The 12,905-nt window shown below is 70.3% G+C and carries 13 protein-coding genes and 1 pseudogene; 5 read left to right on the top strand and 9 right to left on the bottom strand.

Annotated elements, in window-relative coordinates; all coding sequences use genetic code 11:
- Positions 1-27: 27 nt before the first annotated feature.
- On the top strand, positions 28-822 hold the full coding sequence (locus DI005_RS02690; protein ID WP_112273014.1) for an IclR family transcriptional regulator: 795 nt from the start codon (positions 28-30) through the stop codon (positions 820-822).
- Between the two features lie 269 nt (positions 823-1,091).
- On the opposite strand, the gene DI005_RS02685 is transcribed toward DI005_RS02690, so the two are convergent.
- A complete protein-coding gene (locus tag DI005_RS02685; protein WP_113641154.1) occupies positions 1,092-1,739 on the bottom strand; it encodes a GntR family transcriptional regulator in 648 nt (215 codons plus the stop codon).
- Between the two features lie 199 nt (positions 1,740-1,938).
- On the opposite strand from DI005_RS02685, the gene lhgO reads away from it, so the two are divergent.
- The 3 genes from lhgO (at position 1,939) to DI005_RS02665 (ending at position 5,770) form a co-directional block, all read left to right on the top strand.
- The gene (lhgO, locus tag DI005_RS02680) at positions 1,939-3,186 is read left to right on the top strand and encodes an L-2-hydroxyglutarate oxidase (RefSeq protein WP_113641153.1); all 1,248 of its coding nucleotides are present in this window, start codon (positions 1,939-1,941) and stop codon (positions 3,184-3,186) included.
- 17 nt (positions 3,187-3,203) lie between these two features.
- Positions 3,204-4,292 carry an Ldh family oxidoreductase gene (locus DI005_RS02675; RefSeq protein WP_113641152.1) on the top strand — a complete coding sequence of 363 codons (1,089 nt, stop codon included), beginning with the start codon at positions 3,204-3,206 and terminating at the stop codon, positions 4,290-4,292.
- A gap of 476 nt (positions 4,293-4,768) precedes the next feature.
- A complete protein-coding gene (locus DI005_RS02665) occupies positions 4,769-5,770 on the top strand; it encodes a TerC/Alx family metal homeostasis membrane protein (protein WP_112273239.1) in 1,002 nt (333 codons plus the stop codon).
- Positions 5,771-6,067: 297 nt separating this feature from the next.
- On the opposite strand, the gene DI005_RS02660 is transcribed toward DI005_RS02665, so the two are convergent.
- Both DI005_RS02660 and DI005_RS37860 read right to left on the bottom strand, forming a co-directional pair.
- The gene (locus tag DI005_RS02660; protein ID WP_113641150.1) at positions 6,068-7,174 is read right to left on the bottom strand and encodes an AI-2E family transporter; all 1,107 of its coding nucleotides are present in this window, start codon (positions 7,172-7,174) and stop codon (positions 6,068-6,070) included.
- A gap of 123 nt (positions 7,175-7,297) precedes the next feature.
- A complete protein-coding gene (locus DI005_RS37860; RefSeq protein ID WP_137095903.1) occupies positions 7,298-7,498 on the bottom strand; it encodes a hypothetical protein in 201 nt (66 codons plus the stop codon).
- Positions 7,499-7,638: 140 nt separating this feature from the next.
- Here DI005_RS37860 and DI005_RS02655 point away from each other — a divergent pair, with 140 nt between their 5' ends.
- Positions 7,639-8,640 carry a DUF389 domain-containing protein gene (locus DI005_RS02655; protein ID WP_199542458.1) on the top strand — a complete coding sequence of 334 codons (1,002 nt, stop codon included), beginning with the start codon at positions 7,639-7,641 and terminating at the stop codon, positions 8,638-8,640.
- A gap of 2 nt (positions 8,641-8,642) precedes the next feature.
- On the opposite strand, the gene DI005_RS02650 is transcribed toward DI005_RS02655, so the two are convergent.
- The 6 genes and pseudogenes from DI005_RS02650 to DI005_RS02630 all read right to left on the bottom strand — a co-directional run bounded on the left by DI005_RS02650 (position 8,643) and on the right by DI005_RS02630 (position 12,865).
- The gene (locus DI005_RS02650) at positions 8,643-8,870 is read right to left on the bottom strand and encodes a LapA family protein (RefSeq protein ID WP_113641220.1); all 228 of its coding nucleotides are present in this window, start codon (positions 8,868-8,870) and stop codon (positions 8,643-8,645) included.
- 93 nt (positions 8,871-8,963) lie between these two features.
- Positions 8,964-9,185, bottom strand: a complete 222-nt coding sequence (locus DI005_RS39415; RefSeq protein WP_255565656.1) for a response regulator transcription factor — start codon at positions 9,183-9,185, stop codon at positions 8,964-8,966.
- A gap of 96 nt (positions 9,186-9,281) precedes the next feature.
- Positions 9,282-9,449, bottom strand: a pseudogene (locus DI005_RS39410) (hypothetical protein); the annotation flags it as partial.
- A gap of 307 nt (positions 9,450-9,756) precedes the next feature.
- Positions 9,757-11,670: an alkyl/aryl-sulfatase gene (locus tag DI005_RS02640; protein ID WP_113641148.1), complete on the bottom strand. Its 1,914-nt coding sequence runs from the start codon at positions 11,668-11,670 to the stop codon at positions 9,757-9,759.
- Between the two features lie 291 nt (positions 11,671-11,961).
- A complete protein-coding gene (locus DI005_RS02635) occupies positions 11,962-12,408 on the bottom strand; it encodes an ATP-binding protein (protein ID WP_228714059.1) in 447 nt (148 codons plus the stop codon).
- A 19-nt stretch (positions 12,409-12,427) separates the two neighbouring features.
- Positions 12,428-12,865 (bottom strand): STAS domain-containing protein, encoded by a 438-nt coding sequence (locus DI005_RS02630; RefSeq protein WP_158303145.1) that lies wholly within the window; start codon positions 12,863-12,865, stop codon positions 12,428-12,430.
- Between the last annotated feature and the right edge of the window lie 40 nt (positions 12,866-12,905).

Genomic DNA, 12,905 nt, shown 5'->3' with positions numbered 1-12,905 from the left:
GGGGCGTGGTCGGCTAGGATTTCTGCTGTGAAGAACGTTTCTGCGCTCGATGCGGGCGGGGTGGGCCCTCGCCCGCAGTACCCGATCGAATCCGTCGACAACGCGCTGCGGATTCTGCTGCTGCTGGGCGAGCGCAGCGAGCTGCGGCTCACCGAGGTCGCTGACTATCTGGGCGTGGCGTCGTCGACGGCCCACCGGCTGCTGGCGATGCTGCACTACCGCGGCTTCATCCGGCAGGACCGGCGGTCGAAGGCGTACGTGCCGGGCACGGCGCTGACCGGCGTCGCCTTCTCGATCCTGCAACAGTTCGACGTGCGGCAGACACTGCGGCCGTTTCTCGAGGAGCTCAACGGCGAGACCGGCGAGACCGTCCACATCGCCACCCTCGACGGCACCACGGTGCGGTTCATCGACGCCATCGAGAGCCCGCGCGCGGTGCGCGTCGCGTCCCGGCTGGGCCGCTCGCTGCCCGCCAACTGCACGTCGACGGGCAAGGCCATGCTCGCGTCCCTGTCCACCGAGCGGCTGCACCAGCTCTATCCCGACGAGGAGCTGCCGGGGCTGACCGAGCACTCGATCCGCAGCAGGTCCGCGCTGGAGCGGGAGCTCGCCGGCATCCGGCGGCGCGGCTACGCGACCTCGTCCGAGGAGAGCGAGGAGGGCGTTTCCTCCGTCTCGGTCGCCTTCCCCGCCGAGCACTCGGCACTGCGCCTGTCGTTCAACACGGCGATGCCGGTGGGCCGTGTCAAGCGCCCCGAGATCAAGCGGATCGCCGAGCTGATGCGTGCCACGGTCGACAGGGCGGCGGCGCTGCTGCACTGATTCCGACGTCCCACGGAAGACCCGTCGTCCACGCCTCGCCCTGTCGAGGTCTCGGCCCACTCGCCGCCAGCCCGCCGGTCATGGACCCTCGGCACGAACACGTGGCCGCGGCACCGGCTCCACCGCGTCGCACCGCACCGGGCACCCGAGCACCTGGTCGGCCGCGACCCCTCTCGAGTAGCCCGCGATGGTCACGGTGACCGGCGCGGCGATGGCATCCTCGATCCAGTCACCGCGCCGGCCCGCGTCGCCGCGTCCCGCGCTGAGCCCTACGCCGGGTGGTGTGCGAGGACGTGGTCGCGCGCGCCTTCGACGTGGGCGGTGACGACGCGCCGCAGCAGCGAGGCGTCGCGGGTGCGCAGCGCCTCGACCATGGCGGTGTGCTCGGCGTCGATGCGGTCCAGTTCGTGGCCTGAGTGGACCCAGCGGCGGCTGTAGGGTTCCACGAGGTGTAGCAGCTGGTCGATGAAGCGCAGGGAGAGTTTGCGCTCGGCGAGTTCGTAGATGCGCCGGTGGAAGCGATAGTTGAGCACGGCGCGCCCCGCCGCGTCGGCGCCGAGTGCGCGCATCTCGTCGGCGAGTGCCTGCAGCTCGTCGAGGTCGCGGTCGCGGCAGCCGCGCACGATCTCGTCGGCGAGGGGTGGTTCCAGCTGCAGGCGCAGCTCGAAGAGGTCGACGATGTCGGCGCGGCTCAGCTCGGCGACGTGCATGCCGCGCTGGGGCAGCACCTCGATGAGGCCCTCGGCGGCCAGCGTGTGCAGCGCCTCACGCAGGGGGATGCGGCTGACGTCCAGCTCGGCGGCCAGTTTCTCCTGGACGAGGCGGGTGCCGGGGAGCAGCTCGCCGTGCCGGATCGACGCGCGCAGGCGCTCGGCGATCACGTTCGCGCTGTTGTTCGTCCTGGCCACTGGGTTCACCGGCGGAGTCTAACCCCTTGTGTACGGACGCTGCGACTGTATACAGTCGCAGCGGTTCGCCACGCAGTGAAGGCCACCTTCACTGCGTGGGATCAACACAGCGGCGCGCGGCGTCTCCGTTCGGGTGGAGTGGGAGACGGGTGGGCGCAGGCATGGTGGCCTTCACTGCGGTGGGCTGCGAGCGAGGAGGGTCCGCGAGATGTCCCGTGCTGTCGATGTCGTCGTAGTCGGAGGAGGGGTGCTGGGCCTCGCCACGGCGCGGGCGATCCTGCTCGCCGACCCGCGCCGCTCCGTGACCGTCCTGGAGAAGGAGTCCCGCTGGGGAGCGCACCAGTCCGGGCACAACAGCAATGTCATCCACAGCGGCCTGTACTACCGGCCGGGCAGCCTCAAAGCACGGCTGGCGCGGGCGGGTGGCGAGGCGATGATCCGCTATTGCGAGCGGCAGGACGTTCCCGTGCGGCGCACCGGCAAGATCGTGGTGGCCACCGCCGAGAAGCAGCTGCCCCGCCTGGAACTGCTCGCCGAGCGCGGGCAGGCCAACGGGGTCACCGTGCGGCGGCTGGACCGGCGCGAGATCGCCGAGCGGGAGCCGAACGTCGCCGGGATCGCGGCGCTCGCGATCGCCGAGACCGCCATGACCGACTTCGGTGCCGTTTGCCGCGCCCTGGCCGGCGAGCTGACCGGGCTCGGCGCGACCCTGCGCACGAACGCGCCCGCGTTGTCGTTCGCCGGCGAGGGCGACCGGACCGTGGTCCGCACCGAGGACGAGGAGGTCCGCGCGCGCGTGCTCGTGAACTGCGCGGGCCTGCACAGCGACGTGGTGGCCCGCGCGGCCGGCGACCACCCCACCGTGCGGATCATGCCGTTCCGTGGCGAGTACACGGAGGTCCGGCCCGGCCGCAGGGACGTCGTGAGCAACCCCGTGTACCCGGTGCCCGATCCGGACCTTCCTTTCCTCGGCGTGCACGTGACCCCGATGCTCGACGGATCCGTCCACGTGGGACCCAACGCGGTGCCCGCGTTCGCGCGCGAGGGCTACCGCTGGCGCGACGTCGACCGGCGCCTGCTGGCACAGCTGGCCCGCGACCCCGCGCTGCGTGGCCTCGCCCGGCGGTACTGGCGTTACGGACTCACCGAGATGGCCCGCTCGCTCGTGTGGCGGCTCTACGTGCGCGAGGTCCGCAAGCTCGTGCCCACGCTGAACGGCGAGGACCTGCGCCGTCACGGCAGCGGGGTGCGCGCGCAGGCGGTGCGCGACGACGGCGAACTGGTGGACGACTTCGTCATAGACCGCACCGCGCGGGCGATCCACGTGCTCAACGCCCCGTCGCCAGCGGCGACGTCGAGCCTCCACATCGGAGCCCACATCGCTGCCGACGTTTTCGAGCACCTCGGCGAGAACGATCTCGCCCGTGCCATCCGCGCGGACACCGCCGCGGCCTGACAAGTCAAGGAGTACCCATGCGAGTTCCCGCCGAGCGGGTGCGCAGACTGATCATGGACGTCCTCACGGCGTGGGGCATGGACACCGATCTGGCCGAGACCACCGCCGGCGTCATGGTCGGCACCGACCTCGCCGGCACCGACTCCCACGGCGTGTCCATGCTGATGACGTACGAGAAGCTCCGGAACGAGGGCCGGATCGACCTGCGCGCGCGACCGGTGGTCGTGCGGGAGAACGCCGCGTCGGCGCTCGTTGACGCCTGCGGCGGCATCGGCCACCCCGCGAGCGAGTTCGCGATGCGCAAGGCGATAGAGAAGGCCCGCCAGAGCGCGGTCGGCGTGGTGTCGGTGGTCAACTCCCACCACTTCGGCGCCGCCGGGCACTACGCCGAGATGGCGGCGGCCGAAGGACTGGTCGGACTGGTCACCAGCTCGGCGAACCTCGCGTGCGCCGCACCCACCGGATCAGCCGTGCCCCGGCTCGCGACCAACCCGCTCGCCTTCGCCGCCCCGGCCCGTCGCAACCCGAACTTCCTGCTCGACATCGCCACCACAACCGCCGCGGTCAACAAGGTGAAGGTCTACGACTACCACCGCAAACCGCTGCCCCCGGGCTGGGTGCTGGACAAGCAGGGACAACCGGTCGAGGACGCGGCGGTCGCGCTCCGGATCATCAGGGAGGACGACATCGGAGGGCTGACCCCGCTCGGCGGCACGCCGGAGATGTCGAGCCACAAGGGCTACGGCCTCAGCATGATGGCCCACATCCTCGGCGCCACCCTCTGCGGCGGCACGTTCCCCGCAATCCGCGAGCGCGACGACCCGGACGCGCCACACAACATCGGGCACTTCTTCCTCGCGCTGGACCCCACGTTCTTCCGCGCGGCAGGCGTGTTCGAGGACGACCTCGACGACGCCATCGATCTCCTGCACGAGACCCCGCCGCTCGACCCGGACTGCCCGGTGCTCGTACCAGGGGACCCAGAGGCCACCGCCCGCGAGGAGCGCGCCCATTCCGGCATCCCGATGCCAGGACCACTGGCCGCCCAGCTGCGCGGCGTCGCCGAACGCGCCGGTGTCGAGTTCGCCATCGCGAGTCGTGACTGAGTAACGGACTCTCCACAAGCGACGGCCGGGCGGCCGGTCGTGGTCAGCGCCCTGAGCGGAATCCATCGAAGCACGCGTGAGTTCCCGCCTCGAAGACCGGCCCACGGAACGCTGGACCGGCTCGGAAGCCCTGCCGGCGCAACCGAAACCGAAGTTGCGGGCGTTGAGGCGCGAGGTGCCCGCGATCGAGGTGACCCTGCGACGGCCGACCGCGCGACGAGCGAACTCCCGAACCGGCGACACCACCGTGTCGTGGCTGCGGTGAGCGACGGCCCACGCCGGTCCGCGATGACACGCCATCGGGGGACGCCGGACGTCCTTTACATTTGCCCGATTTGTCCCATAATCGGTGGGGAGGGGAGTACTTCCCGAAAGGCCCGGCCGGTCAGTACGGACATCCAGGGATGTCCCCGGCGGGTCGCCCGTTGCCGGGTGAAGGAGACCTCGAACCGTGACCCGTGTTCGAGGAGGACCTGATGCACCTGGTTTCCGCCCCCGCCCCGGCGCTCGAGTCGATTGGATCACCGCTGCTGTGGGCGATCAGCATCGCGGTGCTGCTGGCGCTGCTGGTGGCCGACTTCCTGGTCACCCGCCGCCCGCACGAGGTGTCCATGCGCGAGGCCGCGGGCTGGTCGGTGTTCTACCTGGCGTTGCCGCTGCTGTTCGCAGGCGGGCTGTGGCTGGCCTTCGGCGGCGGACAGGCCCTGGAGTTCACCACCGGATTCGTGGTGGAGAAGTCACTGTCGGTGGACAACCTGTTCGTGTTCATGCTCCTGCTGGCCGCGTTCGCGGTGCCCGCCGAGATCCAGCAAAGGGTGCTGCTCTACGGCATTGTCGGCGCCCTCGTCCTGCGCGGCATCTTCATCGCCGCCGGCGCCGCCCTTCTGCAAGCGGGCACCTGGGCCTTCCTGGTCTTCGGCGCGATCCTGTTCGCCTCCGCGATCAAGATCCTGCACGAGGCGCTCACCGGCGACGGCCTCGAACGCGACGTCTCGCGGATGCGCTCCGTGCGCCTGCTGCGCAAGCTGATGCCCGTCACCGACGACTACCAGGGCACCCGGATGATCGTCACCGAGCGCGGCCGGCGCGCCCTGACCCCGCTCACCGTCGTGGTCGTCGCGGTCTTCGCCACCGATGTGGTGTTCGCCGTCGACTCCGTCCCGGCCGTGTACGGCATCACCGAAGACCCCTACCTCGTCTTCACCACCAACGCCTTCGCGCTGCTGGGCCTGCGCGCGCTGTACTTCGTGCTCCAAGCGGTGCTGGCCAAGCTGACGCACCTCAACCACGGCCTGGCACTCATCCTCGCGTTCATCGGCGTCAAGCTCGTCCTGCACTGGGCACACGGCATCTGGCCCGCCGTGCCCGAGATCCCCACCCTCCTGTCGCTGGCGGTGATCGTCCTCATCCTCACCACGGTCACCCTGACCAGCCTGCGCTCCCGCGCCCGTGCCACACAGCGAGAGATCCGGAGTTGACCATGTTCACCGATTTCCTCATCGAACTCGGCCTGACCGTCCTGCTGCTGTCCGCGATGACCATCACCGGCGCGGTGCTGCTCACCGTCCGCCCACCCCGCCGACCGCACCGCTAGCAGCCGTCAACCGTCGACGTGACCGACGGGGCGACGTTCACCGTCGCCCCGTCGAGGCCAGCCGAGCGTCCGGTCTGTCCAACCCGGACATCACACGCAACGCCGATGTCAGCGCTGCTACTTGCCCGGGCGGTGGTTCGCCTCGCACAGCGCCGGACGAGCAACGGAAGGCCAAGGCGCCTCACGTGGACTCCCGCGCCACCTCCTGTTCGGTGGGCACCTGGCGGTCGAGCACCACGGCGCGGCTGGCCAGTAGATCGTCGACCCACCGCGCCCGAGGATCGACGTCCACGAGCAACGCCTTCGCCAGCAACGTGAGCGGCACGGCCAAGATCGCACCGACCGGTCCGATGATCCATCCCCAGAACACAAGGGAGACGAAAGTCGCGATCGTCGACAATCCGACCGCGTTGCCCACGAACCTCGGCTGGATCAACGATTGCACCACGAAGTTCAACGCGCTGTACACCACGATGACGGCCAGCATCAACTGCCAGTCCCCCTCGAGCAGCGCCAGCACCGCGGGTGGCGCGAGGCCCAGCAGGAAGCCGACGTTCGGGATGTAGTTCGTGATGAACGCGAGTACACCCCACAGCACCGGCAACGGTATGCCCATGATCGCCAGAGCGACGACATCCAGCACAGCGACGATCAGGCCGAACACCGTGGTGACGAGCATGTAGCGGCGGGTGCCGCGGACGAACTCCGTGATCGCCACGCCGATGCCGGGTCGCTCGGCGGTGACGGCGAGCCTGCGGGCGTTCGCCACCGCCACCTCGATGCTCAGGAACAGCAGTAGCGCCAGCAGGAACAGGATTCCGGCGCCGATGCTGGTCACCGAGCCCAGCACGGCCCCCACGTACCCGATGAGCCGGTCGAAGTCCAGGCCGGTCGTGGCAGGGCGGAGGTCGTCGGGCGTCACGCCCCACCGGTCGAGCAGGGACGTGAGTCGTGTGACGAGGTCGTGCGCGCGTGCCGCGTAGGTGGGCAGCAGGGCGGCGAGCTGCGCGACGGACACGATGACCACCAGCACGAGAGCGGCGATCACCGCGTACACGAGCAGAACGAGCAGGGCCGTCGAGATCCAGCCCGGGACACCGTGCCTGCGCAGCCATCCCGTCGCCGGGCTCAGCGTGATCACGATGACCCCGGCCAGGAAGACGGGTCCGAGAAGCCACGCGCCGATCTTGAGACCGGCGATGATCACGACCAGCGATGCGCCCCCGACGAGCAGCATCAGCGCTCGCGGCATACCGCGCGCGATCAGCTCCCGTCCCGGCGACTTCATGCGGGCGACGCTAGGCGGCGCTCCACGTCGCCCACCTCGTCACCGCCGGGTGAGACGCGGTGTGGCCGGCAGTGGGTGTGTCCATTGAGGGGCGGCGGCCGGGTCCGGGTGGCGGGAGTCGAATCACCACCGGAAGGTGAGGCGACGTCCGGTCCCGGTGCAGAGGGTTCTCCCACAGACGTAGTAGTCCGCGCGCAGTAGTGCGACCAGACCGACGATGACGTGGAACACCCCCGTGAGGGTCGGCAGGATGCTCGCGAACGTCAGCCACGCCGACGCGCGGGCCCACGCGGCCGGGTTACCCCAATGTGGATTCCTGAGCAACGCGCCGACCTCCGTCGCTCCCGGTGCATCGACAGGACGGCCAGGACGGTGGCGCGGATCCTCGCCCGCACGAGGTGAGGGTGACCGCCTCACCCGCCGCGGACGATGAAGCACGCCGCCGTGCCCGCGACGATGCGCGGGTGGGTATCGAGACGGGTGTGCAGCTCGGGCTGTCCGACGCCGACATCGACCGGATGGCGGAGAAGCTGTTCCTGGGCGTGCGGGCACAGCGGTCGGCGTTCTGGGTGTTGCTGGCGCTGTCCGCGGTCATCGCGGGCGCGGGCGTGGTCGCCGACTCCGTCGCCACGGTGATCGGCGCGATGATCGTCGCTCCGCTCATGACGCCGATCCTCGGCACCGCGTTCGCCGCGGTACTCGCCGTCCGGAAGCAGGTCGTGGCGAGCGTGGTCCTCGTCGTCGGCGGCGCTCTCGTGGTGATCGCGATCGGCTACGGCCTCGGCCTGCTGGCGCCGGGCCCGATCACTGCGGACTCCAACTCGCAGGTCGCGGGACGGGTGAGCCCCGGCCTCATCGATCTGGTCGCCGCGCTCGCGACGGGCGTCGTCGGCGCGTTCGCCCTCGTGCGTTCCGACGTGTCGGACACGCTGCCCGGTGTCGCGATCGCGATCTCGCTGGTCCCGCCGCTGTCGGTCGTGGGCCTGACCCTCGAGTCGGGCGCGTACGGCCAGGCCGGCGGAGCGTTGCTGCTGTTCGCCACGAACGTCGCCGCGATCATCGCGACCGGCACGGCGGTGCTGCTCGGATACCGTGTGCGCGCGGTCGCCCAAGCCTCGGGCAGGCCGGTGGGGCGACTCGGTGTCCGCACGCTCGCCGTGATCGCCGGCTTCGTCCTGCTGGTCAGCGTGCCGCTGGGCATCGGCACCTACCACGTCGTCCAGCAGGAGCGCACCGTCGCGGTGGCTCGGCCCGTCGTGGAGCGCTGGGCCGCCGAGAGGTCGTGGCAGGTCGTCGATCTCACCTTCGAACGAGGTGTTCTCACGGTGATCACGGCTGGCCTGCCGCCCGTCGAGCATGCCGCTTCGCTGAGGCGAGCGCTCGACGAGGCGGGCCTTGTTGACGTTCCAGCCAGGCTGTCGCTCCTGTTCAAGGGCTCGCGGGAGCTGCCAGCTGACGGCTCGTGACCTCAGCGGCGCCGCGTCAGGAGATATCCGGTCAGCACGCCGAGCGCCGCGACGATGAGCAGCGCCGTCCACAGCGGGCCCGTGATGACGACGGTGAACAGGTGCATGTCGACGGTGTCGCGGTTCTGCACGACGAACACGACCACCACCACGGCGACGACGAGAGCGATGACGCGGCCCGGACTCAGCTGGAAGCGACGCTTTCCGGGCACGTCGGGTTTCGCGGTCACGGTCACCTCCTTCACACATCGCCAGCAGGCTGCGCCACCGACGGCGGCGGCGCCTCATCCGCCGGGGATGACTTGCGCCCCGGACGGATCGGGTCAGGCCAGGCCGCGGGCCCTGGCCGCGCTGACCGCCGCTCTCCTGCTGGTGACCCCGAGCTTGGCGTAGATGGCACGGACATGGGTCTTAACGGTGTTCACCGACACCGACAGGGTCGCGGCGACCTCGTCGAAGGACACCGGCGAGGCGAGGTGACTGAGCACGTCGTACTCGCGGGTCGTGAGCAGCCGGCCGCCGTTGCCCGGCGCTTCCGCGAACATCGCATGGCGCACTTCGGCGCTGAACGCCTCCAACCTGCCGAACCCGCCGGCATGGTCGTTGATCAGCCGGCCGACACACGGGTCGGCCAGCACGAACGGCCGGATCAGCCGGACAGGCTCGGCGAGGTGCAGCGCGTCGTGGAGAGACTTGATCGCCACCGTCCTCCGGCCCGTGCGGGACGCGACGACCGAGTTGAGGAGCCTGGCTTCGACGCCGGTGACGGGCGGTAACCGAGAATGCCCGTTGTGGACCTGGGCCAGTGTCCGCTCGGCCTCGCCGAACTACCCGTCTGCGACGGCGATCCACGCCCGGACCAGTGCGACTTCGGCGCTCGGCCCGACGCGCCGGTACAGCCAGGCGGCGATCTCCCGCGCCACGCCGCGCTACCCCTTCGCCAAGGCAGATCGCGCTGCTGGAGAGCCTCGGGCTGGAGATCGTCTCGGTTCATCGGCTCCCGCCTCCGGAGGAGGCCGAAACCAAGGAGCAGGGCCCGAGGCGCAAGTAGTCGCAAGTAGTGCAGACCAGGGTGTTTCGCCGGGCATTCACGCAGACCGGTGGCCCGCCCCGCCGTCAGCGTTCCCGCGGCCGGGGCGTGACGATGGCGAACCCGGGATCGGCGGAGTCGAGCACACCGAGCATCCGGCCGAGGGCGTCCGCGGCTCCCTCGATGGTCAGCGAACCGGACTCCCGCAACTCGTCTGGCCCGGCCTGGCCGGAGAACAACGCGAGCAGCCCCTGCCGGTCGGCGCGGACGACGGCGTCGGCCTTCTCGCGGCCCGCACCGTCGCCGTGGGAAAGCACGCCGTTGGACAACCGGGACCAGTACTGGTGCTCGCCGTCCGGGCCGGTCACCGTCCAGTCGACACCGATCCGCAGGTCACCGGCGCGCGGCCCGTCCACCCGAATCGCCACACTGTCGAACAGCCGCCCGAGACTGAGCTGCGCGAGGACGTCCGGCGAAGCCGCCACCGTGGGTGTTCCGACCTTGTCGCCACGCAGTTCGGCCGCCCCGACGAGATAGAAGTTGCGCCAGGTCGCGTTCTCGGCGCCGAAACCTAGCTGTTCGAACGCGGCCGCCTGGAGCTCACGGGCGGCAGTGTTCCCGGGATCCGCGTAGACGAGGTGCCCGACGAGCTCGCCGACCCACCGATAGTCACCGTTGGTGAACGCTCGCCGCGCGACCTCGAGCAGGGCTTCGGGCCCACCGATCGCCTCGACGTAGCGGCGGCCCGCCTGCTCGGGCGGGTGCGGCCAGAGATGGCCCGGGTTGCCGTCGAACCAGCCCATGTACCGCTGGTAGACGGCCTTGGCGTTGTGGCTGGCCGACCCGTAGTAACCGTGGGTGTGCCAGGCTCTTTCCAAACCGGGTGGCAGCTCGAACATCTCGGCGATCTCCGCACCCACGTAGCCCTTGTTCAGCAGCCGAAGGGTCTGGTCGTGCAGGTAGGCATAGAGATCGCGCTGCTCGGTGAGCAGAGCGACGACCCGCTCGCGCCCCCACGTCGGCCAATGATGCGAGGCGAACTCGACGCTCGTGGCGTCGGCGAAGAGGTCGACGGCCTCGGTGAGGTAATGCGCCCACGCGTGCGGGTCACGAACCAGCGCTCCGCGCAGGGTCAGCAGGTTGTGCAAGGTGTGGGTGGCGTTCTCCGCCATGCACAGTGCGCCCAGATCGGGGAACAGGAAGTTCATCTCCGAGGGCGCTTCCGTGCCGGGCGTGACCTGGAAGACGACCCGTACCCCGTCCAGCACCTCCTCCTGCCCGGTCCTCGTCACGTCCAGTGTCGGCGGAATCAGCGTGACCGTGCCGGTGGACACCGTCATGCCAAGGCCAGCGCCCAGCTGCCCCGCAGGGCCCACCGGCAGAGCCGCCCCGTACATGTAGGCCGCCCGGCGGGCCATCGCGGGCCCCGCGTAGACGTTCTCGGCCACGGCATGCTCGACGAACCCCTCGGGAGCGAGCACCGGGATCCGGCCTGCCGCCACGTCCTCTCCGGAGACGACTCCTCGCACGCCGCCGAAGTGGTCGACGTGGCTGTGCGTGTAGATCACCGCGGTCACCGGGCGGTTCCCCCGGTGCTCGCGATAGAGGGCGAGCGCGGCCGCCGCGGTCTCGGTGGAGACCAAGGGGTCGATCACGATGACACCCGTATCTCCCTCGATCAGCGTCATGTTCGACAGGTCCATGCCGCGCACCTGGTAGACACCGTCAGTGACCTCGTAGAGCCCATGCAGAGCGACGAGCCGGGCCTGCCGCCACAGGCTCGGGTTCACCGTTTCCGGGCGCTCCAGCTCCAGAACGGACGCCCACGCGTCGGCGTCCCACACGACCCTGCCGTCGGCCGCAAACACCTGGCCAGGCCGCAGCGCGCCGATGAACCCGCGTTCGGCGTCCTCCAGGTCCGTGGTGTCGGCGAACGGGAGCCGCTCCTCCAAGGCGGAGGTGGCCGCGATGATCGCCGGTGTCGCACCCGTCTCGGTCATGAGTTCCTCGTTTCTCGCCCACAGCGGTCTCTCGGCGTGGGAGAAGCGTCCCGCCACCGGCATGGTCGTAGGGCCGGGGCGGTACGGGCGTCATCCGCTCAGGGTGAAACGAATGCTGGACCGTTTCACGCCACCATCTGTCAGCGACTGCCGCAGAGCCATCCACAGAGGACTCGATGGCCTCGGTGCGGCGCTCACCCCCGGAAGGCGCGGCACCCGCTCGTCGCCATCGTCCACTCCAAGCGCTCCTTCAGCGGGAGCCGGACGCGGACCAAATGCGGCCGGGCGAGCTCACGCGCACCGGGCCCAGGGATAGGCGGTGCAGTCGATGACGGCCCACACCGTCTTGCCGTAGGGCCGGGACGTGCAACCCCAGTCGCGCGCGACCTGGTCGACGAGGACAAGGCCCCGGCCACGGAGGGATTGTGGCGTCGGCGCGCGAAGTACCGGGGGCCGGTGTGAGGCGTCATCGACCTCCACCCGGACCCGGCACGGGTTCCGCTGGTGCCACAGCCGGACTCCCCGGGCCCCGCCTGCGTGATCGTGCCCGTTGGCGAGGAGTTCCGACACCACGAGCTGGACCGCGTGGAGGTGGTCCTCGGCGAGTGCGGTGAGGATGGAGGCCGCCCGGTGCCGGACGGCGGCGGTGGGAGGTGCCCGGCCCGGTGTGAGGTCCCAGGCCAGCACCGGTCCGTGGCCGTTTCCCGACTCGAACGCGTCGCCCCTCACGTTGCGCACATGCCCACCAGGCGGAGCCCTATTCGACCGATCCGAGTGGATCGACCGGCCAGTCGGGGGCGTCACGCAGCCGCTTGGCCCCGCGCCCCCTGGACACTGCGCCGGTCAAGGCGGGGAACACCGTTAGCACACCGTCAACATGGCACAGCTGCAGCGTTCGCGCGACCGGAAGACCTGCCACCACATGTAGCGGAGTGTCTCGCCTCGTGCACTGATAGTGGTAGTCGAGCAGGATGGAGGCCCCGCAGGCGGCGAAGAAGCCGACGGCGGCCAGATCGGCGACCAGGTGGTCAGGCGGCGTCGCCGCGTCGCGGGCCGCGCCGAGGCCGGACTCCAACTCGGCGACGGTGCTGAGGTCGACCTCGCCCTCGGCATGGACGACGACCGCGCGTTCGGCTCGTTGCCAGCTGATGCGCAGCAACGACTCTCGCGGCGCGTTCTGGAAGTCCTCCAACACTGCAATCGCCGCCTTCCGGCGCTGACTGACGGGGCGGGCC

The organism is Prauserella sp. PE36 (assembly GCF_003311655.1).
Classification (GTDB): domain Bacteria; phylum Actinomycetota; class Actinomycetes; order Mycobacteriales; family Pseudonocardiaceae; genus Prauserella_A; species Prauserella_A endophytica.
This window is presented reverse-complemented; position numbering and strand designations above follow the sequence as displayed.

Excerpts from the sequence above, each read along its gene's own strand:
- lhgO (WP_113641153.1), top strand. The coding sequence starts at position 1,939 with ATGTCCCGTGCTGTCGATGTCGTCGTAGTCGGAGGAGGGGTGCTGGGC.
- DI005_RS02675 (WP_113641152.1), top strand. The coding sequence starts at position 3,204 with ATGCGAGTTCCCGCCGAGCGGGTGCGCAGACTGATCATGGACGTCCTC.
- DI005_RS02665 (WP_112273239.1), top strand. The coding sequence starts at position 4,769 with ATGCACCTGGTTTCCGCCCCCGCCCCGGCGCTCGAGTCGATTGGATCA.
- DI005_RS02660 (WP_113641150.1), bottom strand. The coding sequence starts at position 7,174 with ATGAAGTCGCCGGGACGGGAGCTGATCGCGCGCGGTATGCCGCGAGCG.
- DI005_RS39415 (WP_255565656.1), bottom strand. The coding sequence starts at position 9,185 with ATGTTCGCGGAAGCGCCGGGCAACGGCGGCCGGCTGCTCACGACCCGC.
- DI005_RS02640 (WP_113641148.1), bottom strand. The coding sequence starts at position 11,670 with ATGACCGAGACGGGTGCGACACCGGCGATCATCGCGGCCACCTCCGCC.